Annotated in this window: 24 protein-coding genes; 14 read left to right on the forward strand and 10 right to left on the reverse strand. The window is 58.3% G+C overall.

Features of this window, described 5'->3' with window-relative positions:
* The first annotated feature begins 53 nt into the window (after nt 1-53).
* Both rlmB and HFD92_RS17935 read left to right on the forward strand, forming a co-directional pair.
* On the forward strand, nt 54-788 hold the full coding sequence (rlmB, locus tag HFD92_RS17930; RefSeq protein WP_009087460.1) for a 23S rRNA (guanosine(2251)-2'-O)-methyltransferase RlmB: 735 nt from the start codon (nt 54-56) through the stop codon (nt 786-788).
* 95 nt (nt 789-883) lie between these two features.
* A complete protein-coding gene (locus tag HFD92_RS17935) occupies nt 884-2,512 on the forward strand; it encodes an isovaleryl-CoA dehydrogenase (protein ID WP_167429416.1) in 1,629 nt (542 codons plus the stop codon).
* Here HFD92_RS17935 and bsmA read toward each other — a convergent pair.
* A complete protein-coding gene (gene bsmA / locus HFD92_RS17940; protein WP_009087458.1) occupies nt 2,486-2,812 on the reverse strand; it encodes a biofilm peroxide resistance protein BsmA in 327 nt (108 codons plus the stop codon). The genes HFD92_RS17935 and bsmA overlap by 27 nt on opposite strands.
* A 56-nt stretch (nt 2,813-2,868) precedes the next feature.
* Complete coding sequence (locus HFD92_RS17945; protein ID WP_167429417.1) at nt 2,869-4,800, reverse strand: methyl-accepting chemotaxis protein; 1,932 nt, start codon at nt 4,798-4,800, stop codon at nt 2,869-2,871.
* 158 nt (nt 4,801-4,958) lie between these two features.
* On the opposite strand from HFD92_RS17945, the gene yjfP reads away from it, so the two are divergent.
* Nucleotides 4,959-5,708, forward strand: a complete 750-nt coding sequence (yjfP, locus tag HFD92_RS17950; protein WP_167429418.1) for an esterase — start codon at nt 4,959-4,961, stop codon at nt 5,706-5,708.
* Nucleotides 5,709-5,749: 41 nt separating this feature from the next.
* On the opposite strand, the gene HFD92_RS17955 is transcribed toward yjfP, so the two are convergent.
* Nucleotides 5,750-5,956: a hypothetical protein gene (locus HFD92_RS17955; RefSeq protein ID WP_140029567.1), complete on the reverse strand. Its 207-nt coding sequence runs from the start codon at nt 5,954-5,956 to the stop codon at nt 5,750-5,752.
* 404 nt (nt 5,957-6,360) lie between these two features.
* Here HFD92_RS17955 and rpsF point away from each other — a divergent pair, with 404 nt between their 5' ends.
* From rpsF to rplI, 4 genes are read left to right on the forward strand one after another with little or no spacing between them, the layout of a single operon-like run.
* Nucleotides 6,361-6,756 carry a 30S ribosomal protein S6 gene (rpsF, locus tag HFD92_RS17960; RefSeq protein ID WP_009087450.1) on the forward strand — a complete coding sequence of 132 codons (396 nt, stop codon included), beginning with the start codon at nt 6,361-6,363 and terminating at the stop codon, nt 6,754-6,756.
* A gap of 6 nt (nt 6,757-6,762) precedes the next feature.
* Nucleotides 6,763-7,080 carry a primosomal replication protein N gene (gene priB / locus HFD92_RS17965; protein ID WP_009087448.1) on the forward strand — a complete coding sequence of 106 codons (318 nt, stop codon included), beginning with the start codon at nt 6,763-6,765 and terminating at the stop codon, nt 7,078-7,080.
* A 4-nt stretch (nt 7,081-7,084) separates the two neighbouring features.
* Nucleotides 7,085-7,312, forward strand: coding sequence for a 30S ribosomal protein S18 (gene rpsR, locus HFD92_RS17970; RefSeq protein WP_002210155.1), 228 nt, complete (start codon nt 7,085-7,087; stop codon nt 7,310-7,312).
* A gap of 39 nt (nt 7,313-7,351) precedes the next feature.
* Nucleotides 7,352-7,801 (forward strand): 50S ribosomal protein L9, encoded by a 450-nt coding sequence (gene rplI, locus HFD92_RS17975; protein ID WP_058956512.1) that lies wholly within the window; start codon nt 7,352-7,354, stop codon nt 7,799-7,801.
* A 68-nt stretch (nt 7,802-7,869) separates the two neighbouring features.
* Here rplI and HFD92_RS17980 read toward each other — a convergent pair whose 3' ends face one another.
* Entirely contained in the window at nt 7,870-8,541 is a 672-nt protein-coding gene (locus tag HFD92_RS17980) for a LysM-like peptidoglycan-binding domain-containing protein (protein ID WP_150030241.1), read from the reverse strand.
* Nucleotides 8,542-8,761: 220 nt separating this feature from the next.
* Between HFD92_RS17980 and fklB the strand changes: the two genes are divergently transcribed.
* Nucleotides 8,762-9,382 carry an FKBP-type peptidyl-prolyl cis-trans isomerase gene (gene fklB / locus HFD92_RS17985; RefSeq protein WP_009087442.1) on the forward strand — a complete coding sequence of 207 codons (621 nt, stop codon included), beginning with the start codon at nt 8,762-8,764 and terminating at the stop codon, nt 9,380-9,382.
* A gap of 44 nt (nt 9,383-9,426) precedes the next feature.
* On the opposite strand, the gene HFD92_RS17990 is transcribed toward fklB, so the two are convergent.
* Nucleotides 9,427-11,370 (reverse strand): bifunctional 2',3'-cyclic-nucleotide 2'-phosphodiesterase/3'-nucleotidase, encoded by a 1,944-nt coding sequence (locus HFD92_RS17990; RefSeq protein WP_167429419.1) that lies wholly within the window; start codon nt 11,368-11,370, stop codon nt 9,427-9,429.
* A gap of 292 nt (nt 11,371-11,662) precedes the next feature.
* On the opposite strand from HFD92_RS17990, the gene cysQ reads away from it, so the two are divergent.
* Entirely contained in the window at nt 11,663-12,406 is a 744-nt protein-coding gene (cysQ, locus tag HFD92_RS17995; protein ID WP_167429420.1) for a 3'(2'),5'-bisphosphate nucleotidase CysQ, read from the forward strand.
* Nucleotides 12,407-12,466: 60 nt separating this feature from the next.
* Here cysQ and HFD92_RS18000 read toward each other — a convergent pair whose 3' ends face one another.
* On the reverse strand, nt 12,467-13,027 hold the full coding sequence (locus HFD92_RS18000; RefSeq protein WP_009087436.1) for a YtfJ family protein: 561 nt from the start codon (nt 13,025-13,027) through the stop codon (nt 12,467-12,469).
* A gap of 315 nt (nt 13,028-13,342) precedes the next feature.
* Here HFD92_RS18000 and HFD92_RS18005 point away from each other — a divergent pair, with 315 nt between their 5' ends.
* On the forward strand, nt 13,343-13,549 hold the full coding sequence (locus HFD92_RS18005) for a DUF1107 domain-containing protein (protein ID WP_003855513.1): 207 nt from the start codon (nt 13,343-13,345) through the stop codon (nt 13,547-13,549).
* 50 nt (nt 13,550-13,599) lie between these two features.
* Here HFD92_RS18005 and HFD92_RS18010 read toward each other — a convergent pair whose 3' ends face one another.
* Nucleotides 13,600-14,928 carry a hemolysin family protein gene (locus tag HFD92_RS18010; RefSeq protein WP_009087434.1) on the reverse strand — a complete coding sequence of 443 codons (1,329 nt, stop codon included), beginning with the start codon at nt 14,926-14,928 and terminating at the stop codon, nt 13,600-13,602.
* A gap of 516 nt (nt 14,929-15,444) precedes the next feature.
* Here HFD92_RS18010 and HFD92_RS18015 point away from each other — a divergent pair.
* Genes HFD92_RS18015 through HFD92_RS18025 form a run of 3 tightly spaced genes read left to right on the forward strand, consistent with a single transcriptional unit; the run spans nt 15,445 to nt 21,280 of the window.
* Nucleotides 15,445-17,160 (forward strand): autotransporter assembly complex family protein, encoded by a 1,716-nt coding sequence (locus HFD92_RS18015; RefSeq protein ID WP_181161960.1) that lies wholly within the window; start codon nt 15,445-15,447, stop codon nt 17,158-17,160.
* Complete coding sequence (locus HFD92_RS18020) at nt 17,157-20,924, forward strand: translocation/assembly module TamB domain-containing protein (protein WP_167429421.1); 3,768 nt, start codon at nt 17,157-17,159, stop codon at nt 20,922-20,924. Before HFD92_RS18015 ends, HFD92_RS18020 begins: the two co-directional genes overlap by 4 nt.
* A 2-nt stretch (nt 20,925-20,926) precedes the next feature.
* Nucleotides 20,927-21,280: a gamma-glutamylcyclotransferase gene (locus tag HFD92_RS18025; protein WP_009087429.1), complete on the forward strand. Its 354-nt coding sequence runs from the start codon at nt 20,927-20,929 to the stop codon at nt 21,278-21,280.
* Nucleotides 21,281-21,339: 59 nt separating this feature from the next.
* Here the strand turns inward: HFD92_RS18025 and ppa are convergent, their stop codons facing one another.
* The 3 genes from ppa to HFD92_RS18040 all read right to left on the reverse strand — a co-directional run bounded on the left by ppa (nt 21,340) and on the right by HFD92_RS18040 (nt 22,890).
* Nucleotides 21,340-21,870: an inorganic diphosphatase gene (ppa, locus tag HFD92_RS18030; RefSeq protein WP_009087427.1), complete on the reverse strand. Its 531-nt coding sequence runs from the start codon at nt 21,868-21,870 to the stop codon at nt 21,340-21,342.
* A 100-nt stretch (nt 21,871-21,970) separates the two neighbouring features.
* Nucleotides 21,971-22,420: a DUF441 domain-containing protein gene (locus tag HFD92_RS18035; protein WP_046102597.1), complete on the reverse strand. Its 450-nt coding sequence runs from the start codon at nt 22,418-22,420 to the stop codon at nt 21,971-21,973.
* A 59-nt stretch (nt 22,421-22,479) separates the two neighbouring features.
* Nucleotides 22,480-22,890, reverse strand: coding sequence for a lysozyme inhibitor LprI family protein (locus HFD92_RS18040; RefSeq protein WP_167429422.1), 411 nt, complete (start codon nt 22,888-22,890; stop codon nt 22,480-22,482).
* A gap of 171 nt (nt 22,891-23,061) precedes the next feature.
* Between HFD92_RS18040 and HFD92_RS18045 the strand changes: the two genes are divergently transcribed.
* Nucleotides 23,062-24,621, forward strand: coding sequence for a methyl-accepting chemotaxis protein (locus HFD92_RS18045; RefSeq protein WP_009087420.1), 1,560 nt, complete (start codon nt 23,062-23,064; stop codon nt 24,619-24,621).
* Nucleotides 24,622-24,646 lie beyond the last annotated feature (25 nt).

The raw sequence follows: 24,646 nt of genomic DNA on the forward strand, positions 1-24,646 counted from the left end.
CTCTCCGGAGAAAGGGCGGTCATTCTTTTCATTTCCAACCACTGAGCAGATTGATGAGCGAAATTATTTTTGGTATCCATGCCGTGCAGGCGCTGCTGGAACGTGCTCCACAACGTTTTCAGGAAGTCTTTATCCTCAAAGGCCGCGACGATCGTCGCCTGCAACCCGTGGTCGCCGCGCTGGAAGCTCAGGGGATCGTCATTCAGCTGGCGGAGCGTAAATGGCTCGACAGTCAGGTCGAAGGCGGGGTGCATCAGGGCATTGTGGCACGGGTAAAACCCGGCCGTCAGTATCAGGAGGGCGATCTGCCGGATCTGCTGCAGAGCCTGGACAAACCGTTCCTGCTGGTGCTGGATGGCGTCACCGACCCGCACAATCTGGGCGCCTGTCTGCGCAGCGCGGATGCGGCCGGTGTGCACGCGATTATCGTGCCGAAAGATCGTTCTGCCCCTCTGAACGCCACCGCCAAAAAAGTGGCCAGCGGCGCGGCGGAAAATGTGCCGTTGATCCGCGTCACCAACCTGGCGCGTACGCTGCGTCTGCTGCAGGAGTACAACATCTGGGTTGTCGGCACCGCAGGTGAAGCTGACCATACCGTCTTCCAGAGCAAAATGACTGGCCCGATGGCGCTGGTGATGGGCGCAGAGGGTGAGGGCATGCGTCGCCTGACCCGTGAACATTGCGATGAGCTGATCAGCATTCCGATGGCCGGCAGCGTTTCGTCGCTCAACGTCTCGGTGGCCACCGGCGTCTGCCTGTTTGAAGCGGTGCGCCAGCGCAACGCCTGATCCCCGATGTGATCCTCGCCACAAATTAGTTTCTGTACCAGGCATAACCCCGCGTCCTTCGCATACTTACGGAGTGACATCCGCGAGGAGTGGTTATGACCTGGACAACACACACCGTTTTTAATCAGCCCCATCCTCTCAGCAACAGTAATCTGTTTCTTTCCGATACGCCGCTCAGCGAAGCCCTTTCCCGTGAGGGGGCCGGATGGGATCGGGAATGGCTGACCTCCGTTGGCTCACAGCTCGGCGGGGCCGAGTCGCTGGAGCTTGGCCGGCTTGCCAATACTGAACCCCCTGAGCTGCAGCGCTATGACGCCCGTGGCGTGCGGCTGGATGAGGTCCGTTTTCACCCCGCCTGGCACCTGCTGATGCAGGGCGTCTGCGCCAGCCGCCTGCACAACCTCAGCTGGCAGCCTGCGGTTCGGGAACAGGCGAGCGTGGCGCGCGCCGCGCGCTTTATCCTGCATGCACAGGTTGAAGCGGGCACGCTCTGCCCGATGACCATGACACACGCTGCCATTCCGCTGCTGCAGACCTGGCTGCCCGCCGCATTTGAGGGCTGGCTCGATCCGCTGCTCAGCGACCGCTACGATACCCATGCGCAGCCCGGCGACCAGAAACGCGGCCTGCTGATCGGCATGGGAATGACAGAGAAGCAGGGGGGCAGCGATCTGCTTACCAGCACCACCTTTGCAGAACCGCTTGAGGCGCGCGGCCCCGGCGAAGCCTGGCGGCTGACTGGCCATAAATGGTTTTTCTCCGTGCCGCAGAGTGATGCGCATCTGGTGCTGGCGCAGACGCCCGCCGGATTAAGCTGCTTCTTCCTGCCGCGACTGCTGCCCGACGGCACCCGCAACGCCATTCAGCTTGAACGGCTCAAAGAGAAGCTGGGCAATCGCTCGAACGCCAGTTGCGAAGTGGAGTTTCGCGAGGCGACGGGCTGGCTGCTGGGAGAAGAGGGTGAAGGGGTGCGGCTGATCCTGAAGATGGCCGGGATGACGCGCTTCGACTGCTCACTCGGCAGTCACGGGCAGATGCGGCGGGCCTTCTCGGTGGCACTCTGGCATGCTCACCAGCGTCAGGTGCAGGGGAAAAATCTGGTGGATCTGCCGCTGATGCGTCAGGTGCTGGCTCAGCAGGCGCTGCAGCTGGAGGGACAGACTGCGCTGCTGATGCGCCTGGCGCGCGCCTGGTCCCAGCCGGCGAAATCGCATGAGGTCACCTTTGCCCGCTTATTTACCCCGGCCGCTAAGTATCAGATCTGCAAAGCGGGCGCGCCGTTTGTAGCGGAGTCGATGGAGGTGCTGGGCGGGATTGGCTACTGCGAAGCGAGTGAGCTGCCGCGTCTCTATCGTGACATGCCGGTCAACAGTATCTGGGAGGGGTCGGGCAACGTGATGTGTCTGGACGTCCTGCGCGTGCTCGCCCGCCAGGCGGAGGTGACTGAGATGCTGAATCAGGAGTTTGAGGCGGTAAAAGGAAGTAACCGGCATTTTGATGCGCGCTGGCGTCAGCTGCGGCTGAGACTCAGCCGCATCCCTGAAGAGCAGGCGCGCGAGGTCACCCGCACGCTGCTGCTGCTGGCGACGGGCGCTCAGCTGCTGAAATATGCCGAGCCGCCGCTGGCCGATGCCTGGTGCCAGCAGTGGCTCGACCCGCGCGGTTCACGTCCGCTGGAAGCCGCAATGACCGATCGTTTACTGGCCCGCGCCTGTGGCCGGTGACGCACCATAAAGAATCGCACTGGCGTACCACAAGCCAGGCATCACCGTTTCACTCAGCGCCACGATCTGATAGTAAACCGCTCCGGCCTGATTGGCCCGGGCGGCCACCGCCCGCTGGGCGTCATCCGGCGAGCCATGCACATTCACGGTGATATTACCCAGCTTCGGTAAGCCGCCACTCTGCGACCGTGAAATCTCCTGTGCCTGCTGCGTTGGGGCAGGCGGCGCTTCTGGCGTTGTCTGAAGGGCGGAACAGCCTGCCAGAAGCAGGCTCAGGATCAGTAAGTAAGCGGAACGCATAGCAAAACCCCTTTTCAGGACGAGACAGTAAGTGTATGTCATCGTCCTGAAGGCGGTCAGGCTTTAAGGCTGAATACGCTGACCAGTTGGGTGAGATGATGACCTTTATCACTCAGCGTCTGCGCACTGTTTTCCGCCTGCGCCACCAGCTCGCTGTTCTGATGGGTCGCCTGACTGATCTGATTCATCGCCAGATTAACCTGACCAATGCCCGCCGCCTGCTGCTGCGCCGCCACGTTGATCTCGCCCATCAGCGCCTGCACCTGCTCGATGTGCGTCACAATGTCAGTCATCGCATCGCGCGTCTGTTCAGAGAGCTGATGTCCCTGTGCCACGTTGCCGATGGAGGTGGCAATCAGCCCATCGATCTCTTTGGCCGCCTGCGCCGACCGCTGTGCCAGTGCCCGCACTTCTGCCGCGACCACGGCAAAACCGCGACCCTGTTCACCGGCTCGCGCCGCTTCAACGGCGGCATTCAGCGCCAGGATGTTGGTCTGGAAGGCAATCGACTCAATCACATGGGTAATGTCCGCAATGCTTTGTGACGACACTTTAATCGCTGACATGGTGTTCACCGAGCGCTCCACCGTCTGGCTGCCGTGGCTGACGATTCCGCTGGCTTCCGCCACCAGGGACATCGCCTGACGCAGGCTGTCGGCGGTGTGTTCTACCGTTGCGCCAAACTGCTCCATGCTGGCGGAGGTCTGCTCGACGCTGCTGGCCTGACGTCCAATCTGCTCGCTGATATTATGGCTGCTGACGGCGATGGTATCCGTACCGTCACTGATCTCCTGTGCGGCAACGCGCACCTGGCTGACGATTTTTTCCAGACCGTTTCCAATACCGTTAATTGCCACGATCAGCTGGCCCACCTCATCAGAGCGGGTGGTCTTCAGGTTGACCTGCAGATTACCGGCGGCATACTGCTCCGCCAGATGGATCACCTGCTGCAGCGGATGGGTAATGGCCCGGCGGCTGTACCAGACAAACCCCAGCGCAAAGATCACCACCAGAATCAGTCCGGTCATCAGGAACAGGTTACGGCTGTGGGTAATCGGAGCCAGCAGGCTGGCACGGTTAACTTCGCCGGTGATCACCCAGTTCCAGCCCGGCAACTGCTGCCAGGCCAGGATTTTCTGCTCACCGTCAATTTCCACCTGCTGCATGCCCTGTGGCTGCGTCAATAGCGGCTGCAGGATAGCGCTATCCCAGCCGGGCTGTTTTCCTTCGTTGTGCTGGTCAAACAGATAGTTGCCCTGCGTCTTACCGGGCGTGCCGTTGAGCACAAAGAAATGACCGCTGTCACCCAGCCGGCGAGCCAGGATTTTTTCGCGCATCAGCGCATACTGCTTGTCAATGCCAACGCCGACGAAGAGGATGGCAACGACCCTGCCACTCTCATCCTTTACCGGCTGGTACTGCGTGATATAGCGGTGGCCGAACAGCGTGGCCAGTCCCTGATATGCCCTGCCTTCGTGAACGCTTTTCCAGGCGGCGCCGGTGCGATCAAGCTGAGTACCGATAGCCCGACTGCCATCCTCCTTTTTCAGCGAGGTGGAGATGCGGATAAAATCATCGCCATCGCGCACAAAAATCGTCGCCACCGCCGCGGTGCGGTCAGTGAAATCGTCGACGGCGACCTGATCGAGGTTCAGCGTTTTTAATCCGGCGCGCAGCACGGGCGTTGAAAATGCGCCCACCTGAATTCTGGCGCTGTCATCAAGGCTGAAACGCCTGGGTAAAAAGCTGATAAACAGATTGGTATAGTGGCTCACCTCTTCGGTGAGGGTGGCGTTGAACATGGAGGCCATTTCATTAATGCCCTGCACCTGATTGTGCACGTCATCGATGGCGAGATTTTCCAGCTGGCGTGAGGCGTTGTGGCTTTGAGTCAGGGTGAGTACCAGCAACAGCAGCGCAACGCTGAGAGACGTCAGTACAGACAGCTTAACTCCAAGACTCAGGCCGCTGAGAGAGAGACGCTTCATAAATTACCTTTGAACAAGTTATGGGGGTACACCATCAACGGCAGGGAGGGGGAAAAGTTTAGGGCGAAATCCGGTCGCTAAGCGCAGCGGCACGTTTCGTTAAATCATCCTCAGCACGTACACTGGAGCGGCACGCTTTCACCCCATCAGGAGAGACGATGATCGAACTCACGACAGAAACGCTGGCCGGTATTGAATGCCTGCACGCCACGCCTGCCGGACAGCGCCAGGCACCGCTGCCCACGGTGCTGTTTTATCACGGCTTTACCTCGTCAAAAGAGGTCTACGCCTACTTTGCAGTGGCGCTGGCGCAGGCAGGTTTTCGCGCGGTGATGCCCGATGCGGCGCGACACGGCGCGCGCTATGACGGTGATGCCGGGACACGCCTGGACCGCTTCTGGGAGATCCTGAAGCAGAACATTGATGAGCTGCCGCAGCTGGAAGCGGCGCTGCGAAATGAAAATCTGATCGCCGGTTCGCGTTTTGCGGTGGCGGGGGCCTCAATGGGCGGCATGACCGCCCTGGGGGCCATGGCGCGCTATCCACAGATTCACAGCGTCGCCTGCATGATGGGATCGGGTTATTTTATGCAGCTCAGTCACTCACTGTTTCCGCCCCAGCTTCCCGATACCCCCGATCGTCAGGCGAGATTTGCTGCCCGCATGGCGCCTCTGGCGGAGTATGACCCCAGCAACCGGCTCATGGCGCTGGCAGACCGGCCGCTGCTGCTGTGGCATGGCGAGGCGGATGAGGTGGTGCCCTGGGCGGAAACCGAGCGGCTGGAGAGGGCGCTGCGTGACAATGGCCTGGATCAGCATCTGACGTCGCTGTCGGAAAAGGGGATTGGGCATAAGATCACCCCCTCCGCCCTGACGGCGCTGGTCAGCTTCTTTCGTCATCAGCTGTAAAAGATGAACGGGCGGAGCATGATGCCGCCGCCCGTGACGCGTTACCAGCGCGCAGCCGATTTCTCAGCTGGACTGGCAGGCGCGCTGACCGGGTTTCGTTCCGGCCTGTCCAGCCGGTTAACATAGACATAACCGGATGCCGCTTCGCTGCTGTGACTTCTTATCTGCTGCGCACAGTCAGCATGGCTGGCAAGGGCGGGTGGAGACAGGAAGAGACCCAGGAAAGTGGCGATGACGAACGTTTTCATGCCCGACTCCTCACTTCAGGGAAGACACTCTGTGTGACGCCAGCGACCCTGTCGTGACGTCTGCTTTAATTTTAGCCACTGCCCCTGCGAACGCCAGATCGTCCCGCTGAACCTCTCTGTCAGCGTTTTTGAACGATCCCGCGTTAACCCGCTGTTTTTACACTGTTCCCTGCCTGACCCACCGACTCCGCGTCCCCAGCCGCATTTTATTGAAATGTGCGCTTGAGTTTAGCCACGGTCGCCAGTATGATTACGCGTCAATTTTTCAGCCGCATTCTCAGGCTGTGTCCCACAAAGGCTCGTTACGGCGAACGGTTGTGGGACACAGCCTATAACGTTCCTTGCTTCCATGGGCCGCGGCTGACCCCGACAGGAGGCTGAATAATCCGTAAGGAGCAATTTCGATGCGTCATTACGAAATCGTATTTATGGTTCATCCTGACCAGAGCGAACAGGTTCCTGGCATGATCGAGCGTTACACTGGTGCTATCACTGGTGCACAGGGCACGATTCACCGTCTGGAAGACTGGGGCCGCCGTCAGCTGGCTTACCCGATCAACAAACTGCACAAAGCTCACTACGTTCTGATGAACGTTGAAGCGCCGCAGGAAGCGATCGATGAGCTGGAAACGAACTTCCGCTTCAACGACGCCGTTATCCGTAGCATGGTTATGCGCGTTAAACACGCGGTAACTGAAGCATCACCGATGGTTAAAGCGAAAGATGAGCGTCGTGATCGTCGCGAAGATTTTGCTAACGAATCCGCTGATGAGTCAGATGCTGGGGATTCTGAAGAGTAATCCATCGTGACGGTTAATCGACTGCGCTTGTCCGGCACTGTGTGCAGGACGCCGGTTCGAAAAATTAGCCCGTCAGGAATTCCTCACTGTCAGTTTGTGCTAGAGCACCGCTCAGTGCAGGAGGAGGCCGGGTTTCACCGGCAAGCCTGGTGTCGTATGCCGGTGATTATCAGCGGCAGCACCCATCAGGTGATTACTCAACATATAACGGTCGGCACGCAACTCACACTGGACGGTTTCATTAGTTGCCATCAGGCACGTAATGGCCAGAGCAAAGTGGTGTTCCATGCCGAGCAGATTGAATTGATAGATTCTGGAGACTAGCCTAATGGCACGTTATTTCCGTCGTCGCAAGTTCTGCCGTTTCACCGCGGAAGGCGTTGTTGAGATCGATTACAAAGACATCGCAACGTTGAAAAACTACATTACCGAAAGCGGTAAAATTGTCCCGAGCCGTATCACCGGTACTCGTGCAAAATACCAGCGTCAGTTGGCTCGCTGCATCAAGCGCGCGCGTTATCTGTCTCTGCTGCCGTACACTGATCGTCATCAGTAATCGGCAACTGTCCATTAACGACTTTAAGAGGATAAGGTAATGCAAGTTATTCTGCTTGATAAAGTAGCAAACCTGGGCAGCCTGGGTGATCAGGTTAACGTTAAAGCGGGCTACGCTCGTAACTTCCTGGTTCCACAGGGCAAAGCTGTTCCTGCTACAAAGAAAAACGTTGAGTATTTCGAAGCACGCCGTGCTGAACTGGAAGCCAAACTGGCTGACGTTCAGTCTGCAGCGACTGCACGCGCTGAGAAAATCAATGCACTGGGCACCGTGACCATCACGTCTAAAGCAGGCGATGAAGGTAAGCTGTTCGGTTCAATCGGTACCCGCGACATCGCTGATGCAGTTACTGCTGCTGGCGTTGACGTAGCGAAGAGCGAAGTTCGTCTGCCGAACGGCGTTCTGCGTACTACCGGTGAGCATGAAGTAGACTTCCAGGTCCACAGCGATGTATTCGCTAAACTGACCGTGAAGGTTGTTGCTGGTTAATTTTATTAACTGAGCACGACAAAATCGCCGGCCCTGCGCCGGCGTTTTTGTTTTTATGCCTTGCTCAGCTACTGCGCGCGGATAAAGCTGCCGTCTGTCTGACGGGTAAACAGCACCGGGCCCTCTGCGCCCTCCACCGTCAGTCCCGTTACCACACCCTGTGCATCCTGTCGGATTTTGACCTGCTGACCACTTTTCAGTGAGCTGAGGGGCTGATCGTTGCCTTCCACCCGCGCCATCGCAAACACATCATTGACCGGCAGGCTGTTGTCACGAAACAGCTGCGCCAGCGTCTGGCCGGACGCGATGGTCAGACTGCGCCACGCGCCCTGAGAATCTGCTTTTGGCGTCTGCTGTGATGAGGAGGCCTGCCCGGAGCGGGTGTTATCGTAGATATCCGCCTGCATCGGCACCTCTTTCTCGGCGGAAGGCGTAACCGGCTGCTCGACCGGATAGCGCGGCGTCGTGGCAGGCCAGAGAAACGCCACCAGCATAACCAGCAGCGCCGCCACAATGCCGCGACGGTGCGGTGCGGGCAGCGGTGCCATCCAGCGGATGTCGTCGGTAAAATGCCAGATTCGCTGAAGCCATGTCGGCAGGCGGGATGACGTCTCAGAAGCCATGCGGGGTTCCTCCTCTCCGGCAGGCTGCGCTGGCCTGCGTGCGGCCAGCCAGGTCTGCAGCCGGGATATCATATGTGTTGCGCGCGTCCGGCGGCGTCGTGGGGCGATCTGGCCCATAGTTGCTCTCTTCTTCGTGTGCCACAGACGGGGGGTATTCCGTCGATAGTTATAGTATGGGCAATACTGGCGCGAAGTGCCTGCCAGCATTGATAAATCTGACGGCTCTATTGTTTCTCTTTCGCCGGGAAAAGTCATCTGCGATGCAGGGCATTTTACGCCAGCGGCCTGCGCTGCTATGCTGCCGGTTCGAATTTATCCGAGAGTGAAAGGAACGAAGATGACTACCCCTTCTTTCGACAGCGTCGAAGCACAAGCAAGTTACGGTATTGGTTTACAGGTTGGCCAGCAGTTGCTGGAATCTGGTCTGCAGGGGCTGCAGCCAGAAGCACTGCTCGCGGGCCTGCGCGACGCGCTGGAAGGGAACTCGCCTGCCGTACCGGTTGATGTCGTTCATCGCGCACTGCGTGAGGTTCATGAACGCGCTGAAGGCGTGCGTCGTGAGCGCACCGAAGCCATGGCAGCAGAAGGTCAGGCGTTCCTGCAGGAACATGCGCAGCGTGAAGGCGTGAACAGCACCGAATCTGGTCTGCAGTTCAGCGTGATTACTCAGGGCGAAGGTCCTATCCCATCGCGTCAGGATCGCGTACGCGTGCACTACACCGGCAAACTGATCGACGGCAGCGTGTTCGACAGCTCGGTGGCGCGTGGCGAACCGGCAGAGTTCCCGGTGAGCGGTGTGATCCCAGGCTGGATCGAAGCCCTGACCCTGATGCCGGTTGGCTCAAAATGGGAACTGGTGATCCCACAGAACCTCGCGTATGGCGAGCGCGGTGCGGGTGCCTCCATCCCACCGTTCAGCACCCTGATTTTCGAAGTGGAACTGCTGGAAATTCTGTAATTGCCGGACGCTGCAACCGCCCGGTTGCAGCGTTTTATCCTGCCTTACTTCTGCTGTAAATTCACCTGCCACAACGCGAAGCCAGTCGCATCGGTCCCTTTGGGCTGAAGCGGATATTGCGCATGCTGCTTAATAAACCCGGTGGCTTTCTCCCCCGGTGCCGTCTCAAACCGGATGTCCAGCGGCGTGGATGTGTTAATCGGGGCCAGCCGCCAGTTATTGTCCGCTTTTGGCTGGACTTCCCCGTGCGCCTTAGTCTCTGCACTGATATAGGCTGCCACCACCGAACGGTTCTCATCCGGCGAGGCAAAGGCGACATACTTATCGCCGGTGCCGGCAAATTTGCCGCCATAAGCACGATAGTTGTTCGTCGCCACCAGGAAGGTCGCCTGCGGGTCGATCGGCTTACCCTGCCAGCTCAGCTGACGGATACGGGAGGCATCAGGATGGATCAGCTGGCACTCGCTGTCGTAGCGCTCTGGCTGGGTGACATCGATCTGATAGGTGACCCCGTCGATCACATCGAAGTTATAGGTGCGGAAATCCCAGTTAATCAGCGACTGGGTTTTCGTACTGTGCGGATCGATCTGGTTAAACTGGCCTGCAGAGCACTCCAGCCACTCTTTAACCTGCGCCCCGCTGACCTTCATGACCACCAGCGTGTTGGGGTAGAGATAAAGATCGGCGGCGTTGCGGAAGGTCAGCGGCCCTTTCTCCACTTCGACATAGCTGGCCGGATCGTTTTTACGCCCGCCCGCCTTGAAAGGCGCCGCCGCTGAGAGTACCGGCAGACGGCCCAGATCGGGATCGCCCTGAATGAAGTGCTCGACATAGGCGCGCTGTGCGTTGTTGACGATCTGCACGGTGGGATCGTCCTGTACCAGCGACAGGTAGCTGTACATCACGTCGGCGGACTTGCCGATGGGTTTCGCCACAAAGGCGCGCGTGGCGCGGTGATCCTCAGCCAGGACCTTCACCAGCGCGGGATCTTCGGCGGCGAGAGACTTTTTCGCTGCGGTGTCATAGATCGGGCGCGCCTCAGCTTTGCCGCTCGTGACCTGCCACTTGCCGTTGTCATTGTTCAGCACCAGGTCGACCACGCCCAGGTGATCGCCCCACATGCCGGGCATTACTGCAGGCACACCATTCAGGGTGCCGTTCTTAATGTCTGCGCCTTTAATCGCGGCGAAATCTTTACCAGGGAAGACGGCGTGGGCATGGCCAAACAGGATGGCGTTGATGCCTTCAACCTGGCTGAGATAGTAAACCGAATTCTCCGCCAGGGTGTGATACGGCTCGCTGCTCAGGCCGGAGTGCGGAATCGCGATGACCAGATCCGCGCCCTGCGCACGCATCTCCGGCACATAGCGGCGCGCCGTTTCCGTGATGTCATCGACCCGCACCTTGCCCTGCAGATTGGCTTTATCCCACACCATGATCTGCGGCGGCACAAAGCCGATATAGCCAATCTTCAGGGTCCGGGTTTTGCCTTCACGATCAACCAGCGTGGTGGATTTGATGAGGTAAGGCGTAAACAGCGGCTTGCCACTCTTCACGTCAATGACGTTGGCATTGACGTAGGGAAAGCGGGCACCGGCCAGCGCTTTCTTCAGGTAGGGCAGGCCATAATTAAATTCATGATTGCCAAGGTTGCCGACGCTGTAATCCAGGGTGTTGAGCGCCTTGTAGACCGGGTGGATCTCCCCCTCACGCAATCCCTTTGCCGCCATGTAGTCGCCCAGCGGACTGCCCTGAATGATATCGCCGTTGTCGACCAGCAGGCTGTTTTTCACCTCCTGACGCGCGGCGTGGATCAGCGTGGCGGTGCGCACCAGGCCAAACTTTTCGGTTGGGGTATCTTTGTAGTAGTCGAAATCCATCATGTTGCTATGAAGATCGGTGGTTTCCAGTATGCGTAGATCGACCGTTGCGGCCTGTGCGGCGGCGGAAACGCCAAGTGCCAGTAAGACTATGCCGGGCTTAAACATGCCTGCTCCTGCTGCAAAATAATTGGGGATCTCAAAATAATGTAAAAGCCTGCCGGTGGGTCATTTTAAATCGTGATGGATATAACGTTTTGGCGCATCGGAGGCGGCACCGGATTCCGGCGGGCGCGCAAAGTGGCGCAGGCGTGGCGATAAACGGGTAACTATGATATTGATATATCTATAAATTGGCGCGCTGGTCAGCCTGTAAATGGGCAGATCAGGCGAAACTGCTAAAATGTCACTGTCTGACGGAAAGCTGATCCTGCAGCAGAAAGACACAACGAGGTGAAAAATGTTAGAGCAAATCTGCCAACTGGCACGCGAAGCAGGCGACGCGATTATGCAGGTCTATAACGGTGCCGCGCCGCTTGACGTTTCTCACAAATCGGATGATTCGCCGGTGACCGCCGCGGATATCGCTGCGCACGAGGTGATCCTCTCTGGCCTGCAGCAGTTAACCCCCGATCTGCCGGTGCTGTCAGAAGAAGATCCGCCCGCCTGGACAGAGCGTCAGCACTGGCAGCGCTACTGGCTGGTCGATCCCCTGGATGGCACCAAAGAGTTCATCAAACGCAACGGCGAATTTACGGTCAACATTGCGCTGATTGAGGCGGGCAAGCCGATTCTGGGCGTGGTTTATGCCCCCGCGCTGGGTGTGATGTACTCTGCGGCGGAGGGAAAGGCGTGGAAAGAGGAGGGCGGTCATCGTGAACAGATTCATGTGCGTGACGCACGACCTCCGCTGGTGGTGGTGAGCCGTTCTCATGGCGACGATGAGGAGATGAAAGAGTACCTGAAGCAGCTGGGCGAGCATCAGACCGTTGCAACCGGCTCCTCGCTGAAATTCTGCCTGGTAGCGGAAGGGAAAGCTCAGCTCTATCCCCGTTTCGGACCCACCAATATCTGGGACACCGGTGCAGGTCATGCGGTGGCGATGGCCGCAGGCGCGCATGTGCATGACTGGCAGGGTAAAACCCTGGATTACGCGCCGCGCGAATCTTTCCTGAACCCCGGCTTCCGCGTGTCGCTGTTTTAACGCGGGCTGAGCGTCTGCCTTCTGATGCCCCGGCGAGCTTCGCGCCCGCCGGGGCGTCTGCTATTTCGCCTTCAGCAGTGAGGTGACCAGAGCAATCACTCTTGTCACTTCATCCTGCGTCAGCGGGCCATCCTTCACAAATTTCACCGTACCCTGTCTATCCAGCACGACGATGGCGGAGCTGCCCGGCTGCAGCTGCCAGGCGTGCTGCACATTGCCCTTGCTGTCGACGATAAACTGCGACCAGGGATACTGCTGCTTATTGGTTTCAATGCTGCTGCGCACAAACATGCCGGTGCCGGGGATCGCATCATCGGTGTTAACGATGGTAGTGGTCTGATAGCGGTCATGCGGCAGCTTCGCGGCCTTAATCGCCTCTATCAGCGCGGCGTTCATCTCTTTGGCGGAGGAGCGCCCGGCAATGTGCTGGATCACGCGAACTTTTCCACTCAGCTGCGCGCTATTCCAGTTTTTATAGCTAAACTTCTCCTGCTGCAGTATCAGCTCGCCTTTGTCGTTGACGCCCGTGGCGGGCACGCGGGAATCGAGCCTGAGGTCGTGGGCCATGACGCCCGCCGGTATGAGTAATGACAGCGCCACGGCTGCCAGAATATTTCGCATCGCACTTTCCTTAAGTGATCAGACCAGTCAGTCATTTTACTGCAATAGTAAGCAGGGATGATGCGCCTGTCGTGGAAAGGTGTCAGGTTTGTTATGCCCGCCACAATTCCTTAACCAACGAAGGTTTATACTGTGTCATATGAGAGTCATAACAGACTGTTCTGTAATGATGTGTCAACTCAGTAAAAAAATTCATTTTTCGGAACACCAGTAGTGTTCGGTGTTCTATAGTTATCGCGAATTCGCGCTTCATGGGCTGGTACCTACTTTGGAAACGGCGAAGCGTGCTTTAAAAATGTACAGGAGTCAGTCAGTATGAAAATCTTCCAGCGCTATAATCCGCTGCAAATAGCGAAATATGTCAAAACGCTGTTCAAAGGAAGGTTGTATATCAAGGACGTTGGCGCGTTCGAGTTCGATAAAGGGAAAGTGTTAATCCCGCGCGTCAAAGACAAACAGCACCTGAGCGTGATGTCAGAAATTAACCGCCAGGTCGTTCGTCTCAAGCTTGAGTTCAACTAATCAAAAGGGCGCCGATGGCGCCCTGAGTGTTTTATAAGCCAGACCCTTCGCTATCCCTGCTCGTCTTCGCTTTTTGTCATGCTCAGCACCGGCGGTCGTTCATCGATGCGGGTGACCAGCAGCTGGTCGATGCGGTAGCTGTCAATATCCACCACCTCGAACTTGTAGCCGGCAAACTTCACAAAGTCGGTTCGCTTCGGGATCTTACGCAGCATATACATCATAAAGCCGCCGATGGTTTCGTAGTTGCCTGACTGCGGGAAATCGTCGATGTCCAGCACGCGCATCACGTCATCAATCGGCGTGCCGCCTTCAACCAGCCACGAGTTCTCATCACGCGCGACGATCTGCTCTTCCATGCCCTGACCGACCAGATCTCCCATCAGCGTGGTCATCACGTCGTTCAGGGTAATGATGCCCACCACCAGCGCATATTCGTTCATGATTACCGCAAAATCTTCACCGGCGGTTTTGAAACTTTCCAGCGCTTCAGAGAGGGTCAGCGTATCCGGCACAATCAGCGCAGAACGAATCTGCAGGCCGCTGTTCAGCGCCATACTCTGGTTGCCCAGCACGCGCAGCAGCAGCTCTTTGGAGTCGACATAGCCGACGATATGGTCGATATCCCCGCTGCAGACTAAAAACTTAGAGTGCGGATGTTCGGCGATTTTGCTCTTGAGGCTGGCCTCATCTTCATGCAGATCAAACCAGACGATGTTCTCACGCGAGGTCATGGAGGAGGGAACGGTTCGCGACTCCAGCTCAAACACGTTTTCAATCAGCTCATGCTCCTGCTTACGCAGCACGCCCGCCAGCGCACCGGCTTCCACCACCGCGTAGATATCATCGGAGGTGATGTCATCTTTACGCACCATTGGCAGCTTGAAGAGGCGGAAGAAGACGTTAGCCAGACCGTTAAACAGCCAGACCAGCGGACGCATCACCAGCAGGCAAAAACGCATCGGGTTGATGATGCGCAGCGCGATGGTTTCGGGGGCGACCATTCCAACCCGCTTTGGGGTTAAGTCGGCGAACAGGATAAACAGGCTGGTCACGATGGTGAAGGAGCAGATAAAGCTGAGCTGCTCGGCCAGTTCCGGCGGGACGAAGCGGCTGAAAAGGCCGCTGAAGACCGGTGAAAAGGCAGCGTCACCGACGATACCGCCAAGGATGGCGACGGCGTTAAGGCCAATCTGGACGACGGTAAAAAACATACCCGGCGTTTCCTGCATTTTCAGGACGCGCTGCGCGTTAACATTGCCTTCATCGGCGAGCAGTTTCAGTTTGATCTTGCGGGCGGCTGCCAGCGAGATCTCCGACAGAGAGAAAAAAGCACTGACGACAATCAGTAAAAGAATGACAAGTAAGCTATCTAACATAAGTGATCCAAAGGGTTATCCACTTGTCATTTTTGGCCTGGGCAGCGTGAGCAAGCGCGAACGGGGCGGTTACTCGTTAAACAGGGCTATCCGTGCCAAAAATGTCTGCGCCAGTTCGACAGGCTGAACGCTGCCGGGGCAGAAATGAAAACAGGCGGGATGCCTGTGGCTGCAGATTATAGCAGGAGCGCTTATCAGCCCGCCAGAGGGCAAACCGCCGGTTCGGGCGGCATTCACGGTCCGGGCGGTCAGTAGCCCGCTCAGATTTCTCTGAGTGACTCCATCAGGCGGGATCATTCCCCGTCGCAGGAGTTGTATCGACCTCCTCATTTACCGACAATAGCCCGGATATTTGACTTAGATGTTACTGCTACGCCGCCATTTGGCATAAAGTGCGGCTATGATAGGGGTGTTGCCGTTGCGGTAGTGCGGGCAAAGATGATTAATAAGCGCCCCGCGGAAAAGGGGCCGGCATGATTAACAGGAGTACAGGTGCCACGATTTCATATTTATTGCATGGCTGGCCTGCTGCTTGCTGCGCCTGCCCTTGAGGCGGCGACTGTGCGATTACAGGTAGACGGCTTAACCGGGGATCTGCAGCGAAATGTCAGAGCACGCCTCTCCACCATCGGCAGCGATGAAGTCTCCAATGATGGTCGCTTTCGTGCCCGCGTCTCTGTCGCGATAAAAGAAGGCCTGCGCGCGCTGGGTTATTACGAACCTGAGATCGACTTTGAATCCCGTCCTGCCCCCGCGCAGGGGGGACGGCCGGTGCTGATTGCGCACGTGAAACCGGGTCCGCCGGTTAAAATCGGCGGCAGCACCATCGTGCTGGAAGGGGATGCCCGCAATGATGCCGACTACAAAGAGTGGATAGCCCAGGGGCGTCCCAAAGTCGGCACGCAGCTTAACCACGGGCAGTACGATCGCTTTAAAAGCGGCTTCTCGAATCTCGCGCTGCGCAACGGCTACTTCGATGGCACCTTTAAAAAAAGCCAGCTGGGGGTGTCGGTCGAGCGGCATGAAGCGTTCTGGGATATCGACTACGACAGCGGCGAGCGTTACCGTTTTGGCGACGTGACGTTTCAGGGCTCGCAGATTCGCGAAGCGTACCTGCAGAACCTGGTGCCGTTTGAAAAGGGCGACTACTACAGCTCGCGCGATCTGGCTGAACTGAACCGTCGCCTCTCCGCCACCGGCTGGTTTAACTCCGTGGTCGTTGCACCGGAGTTCAGCAAAGGCCGGAAAACAAAAGTGCTGCCGCTGAATGCCGTGATGTCGCCGCGCACCGAAAACACCATCGAAACCGGGGTCGGCTACTCCACCGACGTCGGCCCGCGCCTGAAAGGCACCTGGAAAAAGCCGTGGGTTAATGACAGAGGCCACAGCCTGGCGGCCAGCGCCTACATTTCCGCGCCGGAACAGCAGGTCGATCTCAGCTACAAAGTGCCCCTGCTGAAAAGCCCGCTGGAGCAGTACTACACCTTCTCCGGCGGCCTGAAGCGCACCGACCTCAATGACACCAAAGCCGACACCACGACGCTGGCGATGTCGCGCAACTGGGACAGCAGCAGCGGCTGGCAGAAAGCGGTCAACCTGCGCTGGAGCCTGGATCACTTTACTCAGGGCAGCGTGACCAATACCACCATGCTGCTCTATCCCGGCGTCAGCGTGAACCGCACCCGCTCGCGTGGTGGCCTGATGCCGACCTGGGGCGACTCTCAGCGCTACTCAGCGGATGTGTCCGATACCACCTGGGGTTCAGACGTTGACTTCCTGATTCTGCAGGCGCAGAACGTCTGGATCCGTACCCTCGGCGACAGCCACCGCTTTGTGGCGCGCGGCAATCTTGGCTGGATCGAAACCAACGACTTTGAAAAAGTCCCGCCGGATCTGCGCTTCTTTGCCGGTGGTGACCGCAGTATTCGTGGCTACAAATATAAGAACATCTCACCGCGTGATGAGGATGGCAAACTCACCGGTGCGTCAAAACTGGCCACCGGCTCGCTGGAGTATCAGTACAACGTCAGCGGCAAATGGTGGGGAGCGGTATTTGTCGACTCCGGTGAAGCGGTCAACGACATCAAACAGAGTAACGTGAAAACCGGTGCGGGCGTCGGCGTGCGCTGGTCGTCACCGGTGGGTCCCATCAAATTAGACATCGCCAGACCTATCGGGGATGACGATGCACATGGACTGCAATTTTATATAGGACTGGGGCCAGAACTATGAAGCTGTGGAAAAAGGTCCTCATCGGCATCCTGATCTTTCTGGTGCTGCTGCTGGGTGGGGTGGCATTTTTAATCGGCACCACGCCGGGGCTGCATCTGGTGCTGAATGGCGCGTCGCGCTGGGTACCGGGCCTGTCAATCAAACAGGTCGAGGGCGGCTGGCGTAACCTGACCCTGAGCGGTCTGCGTTACGAAATGCCTGGCGTCAGTGTGGATGCCGGGCAGATTCATCTGGCGGTGAACCTTAACTGCCTGCTGCATTCGTCGGTCTGCGTGAATGATATCTCCCTGCGTGATATCAGCGTGGTGGTCGACAGTAAAAAGATGACGCCTGCCGCGCCAGCGCCGGAAGAGGAGAGCGGCTCGACCAACCTCAGCACGCCCTATCCGATTACGCTGCGCCATCTTGGCCTGCACAATATCAATGTCAAAGTGGATGACACCGCGATTTCGCTGCTCGACTTTACCACCGGTCTGCAGTGGCAGGATCGTGCGCTGACGCTCAATCCTACCCATATTCAAAGCCTGCTGATTGCGCTGCCGAAAGCAGCCAAAGTCGTGAACGAACAGGTGGTGGAGCCGAAAGTTCAGCAGCCGCATCCGGCTGAGAAACCGCTGGGTGAAACGCTGCAGGCGATGTTTGCACAACCGCTGCTGCCTGCGCTGCCCGATTTCCGTCTGCCGCTGGATATTGACATTCAGCAGATCCTGGGAGAACAGCTGCGCGTCACCGGCGACACCGATATTTCGGTCAGCCGCCTGCTGATGAAAGCGAAAACTGCCGACCGGCAGATGCAGCTGACCACGCTGGAGGTTGACTCTGACCTCGGCAATCTCAGAGGCAGCGGGCAGGCGACGCTGGCCGATAACTGGCCGGTCGATTTTGCCCTGAACGGCACGGTCAACACCGACCCGGTCAAAGGCGAAAAGATTGCGCTGAAACTTAACGGCGCGATGCGTGACGAGCTGAAGCTGGCGCTGAACCTCTCCGGCCCGGTGGATGCGCAGCTCAGCGCCGCGACCCAGCTGGCGGTGGCGGGGCTGCCGCTGTCGCTGCAGCTGACCAGCCCGAAACTGCGCTGGCCGCTGACAGGCCCGGTCGCCTATCAGGCCGATAATCTGGACTATCAGTTCAAAGGCAAAGCCACCGACTATGTGATGTCACTGCAGACCGCCGTGAAGGGGGAGTCGGTGCCACCGGCGACCGTCTCACTGACCGGTAAAGGCAACGTTGAGCAGTTCAGTCTCGATCGCCTGCGCGTGGCTGCGCTGCAGGGCAACATCGACCTCACTGCGCTGGTGGACTGGAGCAAGGCGATCAGCTGGCGCAGCGAACTGACGCTGGCGGGGATCAATACGGCTAAACAGTATCCCGACTGGCCGGCGCGGCTGGATGGCAAAATCACCACCCGCGGCAGTCTCTATGGCGGCAGCTGGCAGCTGAGCGTGCCGCAGCTGCAGCTGAAAGGGAATGTGAAACAGAACGCCGTCACCGCAGATGGCTCCCTGACCGGCAACAGCTACAACCAGTGGACGGTGCCGGGCATTAAGCTGGCACTGGGACGCAACCAGCTGGATGTCAAAGGGTCGCTGGGCGACCGTCTGGATCTGGATGCCAGCATCAATGCGCCGCAGCTCGACAATGCGCTTCCCGGTCTGGGCGGCGTCGTCAACGGGGCCATCAAAGCGCGCGGCACCCTGAAGGCACCGCAGCTGCTGGCCGATCTCAATGGCCGGGGCCTGCGCTGGCAGCAGATGCGGATTAATCGCGTGACGCTCAAGGGCGACGTGCGCTCTGACGAACAGGTGGCGGGCAAACTGCAGCTGCGCGTCGAACAGCTGCAGCAGGATGCGCTGAACATCAGCCTGCTGACCCTGAATGCTGACGGCAATGAGCAGCAGCATCAGCTGAAACTCAACGTGCAGGGCAAACCGGTCTCCGGCCAGCTGGCGCTCAACGGCAGCTTTGATCGCCAGACGCAGCGCTGGCGAGGGTCACTGAACGACACCCACTTCGATACGCCGGTAGGCGAATGGCGGCTGACCCGTGCGATGGCCATCGACTATCTCAACAGCCGTCAGACGGCGACCATCGGACCGCACTGCTGGCAGAACCCCAATGCCCGCCTCTGCGTGCCGGAACCGGTTGAAGCGGGCCCGGAAGGTCATGCCCATGTGGTGCTGAACCGCTTTGACCTGGCGATGGTGAAACCCTTTATGCCGGATGCCACCCAGCTCAGCGGCCTGTTCAGCGGCGACGTGCGCGTCAACTGGACGGCTGACGGGGCGCTGCCGACCGGAACGGTCGCGCTGAAAGGTAACGGCGTCAAGGTGGTGCAGGATGTGCAGGGCAATAACCTGCCGATCGCCTTTGATACGCTGAACCTCAATGCCGCACTGCGAAACGGTCGCGCGCAGCTCGACTGGCTGATCCGCATTGCCGGTAACGGGCAGCTGGATGGCAACGTGCAGATCGACGATCCGCAAAGCCGCCGCACGCTGGGCGGTAACGTCAACATCCGCAACGTCTCACTGGCGATGCTCAACCCGGCGCTGATGCAGGGCGAGAAGATCAAAGGTAGCCTCAACAGCAGCCTGCGTCTTGGCGGCAGCGTGCAGCAGCCGCAGGTCTATGGCCAGCTTGGTCTGACCGGGGTGGATGTGGATGGCAACTTTATGCCGGTTGACCTCACGGCCGCCAGCCTCAACCTGGTGTTCAATGGCATGAGCTCCACCCTGAACGGGCTGGTGCAGACCAGCCAGGGCAACATCAACCTCAGCGGTAATGCGGACTGGAGCCAGCTCGACAACTGGCGCGCCCGCGTCGCCGCCCAAGGCAGCCGGGTTCGCGTCACGGTGCCGCCGATGGTGCGCATGGATGTCTCGCCGGATCTGGTCTTTGAAGCGACGCCTGCCGCCTTTAACCTCGATGGACGGGTCGATATTCCGTGGGCGCGCATCACGGTGCAGGAAGTGCCGGAGAGCGCCACGGGCGTTTCGTCGGATGAGGTGATGCTGGATAAACAGCTGAAGCCGATTGCGCCACAGACCGCGGCGATTCCGATTAACAGTAACCTGGTGATCCACGTCGGCAACGATGTGCGCCTCTCCGCCTTTGGTCTGAAAGCGCGACTGAATGGCGACCTGAAGCTGGTGCAGGATCGGTCGGGCCTCGGCTTAAACGGTCAGATCAACATCCCGTCCGGCCGCTTCCACGCTTACGGTCAGGATCTGATCGTGCGTAAAGGTGAACTGCAGTTCGCCGGCCCGCCGGATCAGCCCTACATCAACCTGGAGGCGATTCGTAACCCGGATGCCACCGAAGATGGCGTTACCGCGGGTCTGCGCGTCACCGGCCTGGCGGATGAGCCGAAAGCGGAGGTCTTCTCCGATCCGACGATGTCGCAGCAGGAGGCGCTTTCTTACCTGCTGCGCGGTCAGGGACTCGGCAAAGATGGCGACAGTAATGCCCTGACTTCTGCGCTTGTGGGCTTAGGGGTTGCACAAAGTGGGCAGGTTGTGGGTAAAATCGGGGAGACTTTCGGTGTCAGTAATCTGGCTCTTGATACTGCGGGTGTTGGCGACAGCCAGCAGGTGCAGGTCAGCGGCTATGTACTGCCGGGTCTGCAGGTAAAATACGGTGTTGGCATATTTGATTCACTGGCGACGTTAACCTTGCGTTACCGCCTGATGCCCAAACTCTATCTGGAAGCCGTGTCCGGTGTGGATCAGGCTCTCGATTTGCTCTATCAGTTTGAGTTTTAGCAATGCGAATAATTGTCTACGGCAGTTTACGGCGCAAACAGGGAAACAGTCACTGGATGACGAATGCGCAGTGGCTGGGTGATCACCAGATTGAAGGCTTTGAGCTTTACAGTCTGGGCCATTATCCCGGCGTTATTGAGGGCAACGGCGCGGTACAGTGTGAAGTGTACCGCATTGATGCCTCAACCCTTGCGGAGCTGGATGCGCTTCGCACCAAAGGGGGAGAGTACAAACGTTTTCTGACTCAGACGCCGTTTGGCAGTGCATGGCTTTATGTCTATCAACGCTCAGTGGCAGGACGCCAGCGCATTACGAGCGGCGACTGGCTGAAGCGCGATGCGGAGCCAGAGGCCTGAACAAAAACACCGTCCTGATGGACGGTGTTTTTTTTTCGACTCACAAACGGGCAGCAGGCTTATTTCTTCTGTGCGCGCTCGAAAGAGGAGATGATTTCGGCTTTCGCGGCTTCGGCGTTGTCCCAGCCATCCACTTTCACCCATTTGCCTTTTTCCAGATCTTTGTAGTGCTCAAAGAAGTGGGTGATCTGCGCACGCAGCAGCTCTGGCAGGTCGTTCACATCTTTGATGTGATCGTACTCTTTAGAGAGTTTGGTGTGCGGCACGGCAACCAGTTTGGCATCTTCGCCAGACTCGTCGGTCATTTTCAGTACGCCAACCGGACGGCAGCGGATCACGGAGCCCGGTACCAGTGGGTACGGGGTCGGAACCAGTACGTCAACCGGGTCACCATCCAGAGAGAGGGTGTGGTTGATATAGCCGTAGTTGCACGGATAGAACATCGCGGTAGACATGAAACGGTCTACAAACAGGGCACCAGACTCTTTATCAACTTCATATTTGATCGGATCAGCATTCGCTGGGATCTCAATGACAACGTAGATATCTTCTGGCAGGTCTTTACCTGCTGGCACCTGGTTCAAACTCATCGGGTATTCCTTCAGTAGTCGTATGTTGAGTGTCGGCTATTATAGCCAACTGACTCTGAAAGTATGCCCTCTTTTTGGCGTTTCGGAATGCGCCCTAAGGCTACTTCGCCGACACAAACAGCGAAACGATTCCTGCGGCTATCAGTGGCCCTACCGGCACGCCACGGAAGAACGCCACGCCAATCACCGTACCAATCAGCAGGCCACCGATAACCGACGGCTGAACGCTCATAAAACTGACGCCACGACCGCCGAGCCAGGCCACAAAAATGCCCACCAGGATAGCCACAATCGACTTCCAGCTGGCAAAGGATTTGATCAGCGCAGCGGCCGGCAGAGAGCCGCTGGCCAGCGGGGCCATCACGGCCACCGTCAGGATAATGATGCCTAAGGTAATGCCCTGTTTTTCCACGTAGGGAAAGAACTGTGCCAGCGGGGTTACTTTGATTGCCAGCAGCACCAGAATCGACAGGGTGACCGCGTTGTTGTGCACGAAATAGCTCAGCACGGCGAGGCCAATCAGAATAAGCGTTGAAGCGTAAGCGGCCATGGTTTCTCCCTGAAGGTCAGTGAACGCGCCAGCCTCAGCCAGCGCAAAATCGGGTCAGATCAGCAGTCGTCGGGGTTAGCGCAACTGCCCCTTGCCATCGCCTGCAGCATCTGCGCCTGATTGCGCACCAGGCTCAGACGCTGGGCGCTCAGCGCCACACTGCCCAGAGAGCCCTGTGAACTGAGCTGGCTGTAGCCCGCCTCAAGCCAGCTGTCCCGATAGCTCAGCCAGGCGCGCTGAGCAGCACGCAGTTTATCCCGGGGTTCGCCGTTGAGGGTTTTCATCAGCCTGCCGTACTCCTTATTCATCGCCTGATCCCAGGCCTGAGTGGCGGCAGCGTAACACTGGTTCATGTCCAGCGTGGTCCGGGCGTTATTCAGGCAGCGGTCGAGCGAGGCATCTGACGGCAGATCCCCCGCTATCGTTATCGTGCTGGTCAGCAGCAGCGTCAGAAACAGGCCTGCTTTCATCGTGTTTCTCCGGGTCGGGGGTAAGCGGCGATTAGCTTGATTGATGTTTCCGTGATGATCAAGCTGTTAACACTCAATCAGGGTTAAAGTTTCGGTCCGTTACTGCCGATATCTGTTCCGTTTTAGGGCCGCTGGACATTTCGCCTATTCTCATAAACGGAAACGATCAAGATGAAACAGTTATCACTTCGCACGGGGTTGCTGGCACTGCTGGCATTTATGACACTGCTGCTGTTGGCGGTGAGTTTTATGGGTATTGTGGCAATTAACAAAGGGAACCGCTCGCTGGATGTTATCAACCGCATTCAGGGGATCGAGCTGAACAGTCTTTATCAGAGCAATGCAGATTTAATGCGGGCCCGCGCGAACGCGGCGCTGGCGGTACGAAAAATTGAAATCGGCATGCTGGAAGAGGGCGCCGCCGTCACCCGACTGTCGCAGGCGGATGTCGACTCCTCCCAGCAACAGCTCAAGCGCTTTATCGATGCCGGAACGGTAACGGCACACGGTAAAATGCTGGCGGATGCGATTTCAGCCAGCTACAAGGCCTATCTCGACCAGGGCATCAAGCCGATGATGAGCGCCCTGGACAAGCAATACACCGACGAGTATTACCAGCTGCTGGAAGGCAACCTGGCGACGCTGGCGGCCAGCTACAACAAGGCGGTCACGGACTTCAGCCAGTTCGCCGATCAGGTCACGGCGGCGCAGCTGGTGCAGGCGGCCCATAACGAAACCAAAATGAAAATCCTGATCGCCGTGGCGGTGGCCTTAACCCTGCTGCTGCTGGTGCTCGCCTGGCAACTGCTGCGCCGGATGCTGCTGCAGCCGCTGGATAGCGCGATTGTGCATCTTGAGCAGATCGCAGCGGGCGATCTCTCTCAGGTGCTGCCGCCGTCCAGCAACAACGAGCTGGGACGCCTTAACCATGCACTGACCGGGATGCAGCAGTCGCTGCGTCACTCCGTCAGTCAGGTGCGTGAGGCGAGTATGCAGATCGACCTCGGCAGCCGTGAACTGGCCGCCGGCAACGTCAACCTGTCACAGCGTACGGAAGAGTCTGCCGCTTCGCTTGAGCAGACGGCGGCCAGCATGGAGCAGCTGACGGCAACGGTGCGGCTTAACGCCAGCAACGCTCAGCAGGCCCATCAGCTGGCAAATGCGGTCTCCGATACCGCCGACCGCGGCGCGGAGGTGGTCTGCTATGTGATGGAAAAAATGCATGAGATTACCGACAGCGCCAATCGCATCGGCGATATTCTCAGCGTGATCGACGGCATCGCGTTCCAGACCAACATCCTGGCACTCAACGCTGCCGTTGAAGCGGCACGTGCGGGCGAGCAGGGCCGTGGCTTTGCGGTGGTGGCGAATGAAGTGCGTACGCTGGCGCAGCGCAGTGCTAATGCAGCTAAAGAGATCCGCACGCTGATCAGCGATTCACAATCGCGGGTCAAAGAGGGCAGTGAGATGGCGACGCGTGCCGGGGAAACCATGGATGAGATTTCCGGTGAGGTGATGCGCGTGACCTCGCTGATGAAGGAGATCTCCATGGCGTCTGACGAGCAGAGTCGTGGCATCGAGCAGGTGAATCTGGCGGTCACGCAGATGGATGTGGCGGCGCAGCAGAATGCGGCGCTGGTGGAGCAGGCGAAGGCCGCGACCGAGTCGCTGGAAGCGCAGTCCGATCAGCTTCAGGCAACCATGGCGCAGTTCAGACTGCAGCCAGCGTGATAAAAAAAAGGGCGCGATGATCGCG

It is taken from the genome of Pantoea sp. EKM101V (assembly GCF_011800325.1).
GTDB classification, from domain to species: Bacteria; Pseudomonadota; Gammaproteobacteria; order Enterobacterales; family Enterobacteriaceae; genus Pantoea; species Pantoea anthophila.